Here is a 1,153-nt window from a genome sequence, read left to right on the forward strand (position 1 = left end):
AGGTGCAATAATAATGAATATTAACGGGCTAAATATAAATAAGACGCAGAGGATAATAAATAAAATTATTATCTCCGGTGTTGTGTTTTTATTTGGCCTTTTATTATTTGGTTGCCAGTCTATTCATCATAACCTGAAAAATTTCCAATTTACGTGTCTCCATGAAGAAGATGTTTTCCCGCCATTAGATCCTGAAGCCGATACATGGTTTAAACAAGCTGTACAACTGGATAGACAAGATAATCCTGATTTAAAACGTATTGCTCAGCTCTATCGCCAAGCCGCGGCAAAAGATCACTATAAAGCGATAGGCAACTTGCAACTGATGGTGTCAATTGGTAAGGCTGAACCTATAGCAGGTAAGTTACCACAAGAGGAAGTCATTGATTTAGTAGAACGCTTAATCAATATGGAGATCCCTTTTGGTTACTACATTATGGGGACCTATTTACAAGAAGGCTATGGTGTTGAGCAAGATGAAAATGCCGCATTTAGTTATATGTTAAAAGCTGCCGTGATGGGTAATCCTGAAGGACAATATGTGATTGGGCAAAAATTTATGAATGGGCAAGTACCCGAACTTTATCGCATAGATTTAGGACGAGCGATGCTTACTTGTGCTTCCAAACAGGGCTTTAGTCAGGCATCTTATCGATTAGGAATGAATTACTCGTTAGTTGATAGTAATTATTCACAAGCTTTAATTTTTTTTCAAGAGGCTATCAAACAACGAGACTCTTTAAGTGCATTTCGGCTTTCACAGGCTTTCAACACGAATGATATTAATGATCGAGTTAATTACTTGGGGCAACAGATTGATTTAGAACGTGTCAGACGCTATAAATTAATTAGTAAAGAAATAGATAGAAACCCTCGCGCTAAATTCCCTGATATCGATAAAATTGTTCCTCTACCTCCTGCGCCTTTACCGGAATGGGATGGCACCTTTGAATATAAAAAACAGGTGCAATAATAATGAATATTAACGGGCTAAATATAAATAAGACGCAGAGGATAATAAATAAAATTATTATCTCCGGTGTTGTGTTTTTATTTGGCCTTTTATTATTCGGTTGCCAGTCTATTCATCATAACCTGAAAAATTTCCAATTTACTTGCCTTCATGAAGCGGATATTTTCCCGCCATTAGATC

The 1,153-nt window shown here is 36.6% G+C and carries 1 protein-coding gene; it reads left to right on the forward strand.

The window, feature by feature from the left end; all coding sequences use genetic code 11:
• The coding region (locus INT04_RS19165; protein ID WP_226894202.1) for a DUF6396 domain-containing protein at window positions 1–973 on the forward strand (973 nt) is incomplete at its 5' end.
• Window positions 974–1,153 lie beyond the last annotated feature (180 nt).

This window comes from Proteus sp. FME41 (genome assembly GCF_014897315.1).
Lineage (GTDB): Bacteria > Pseudomonadota > Gammaproteobacteria > Enterobacterales > Enterobacteriaceae > Proteus.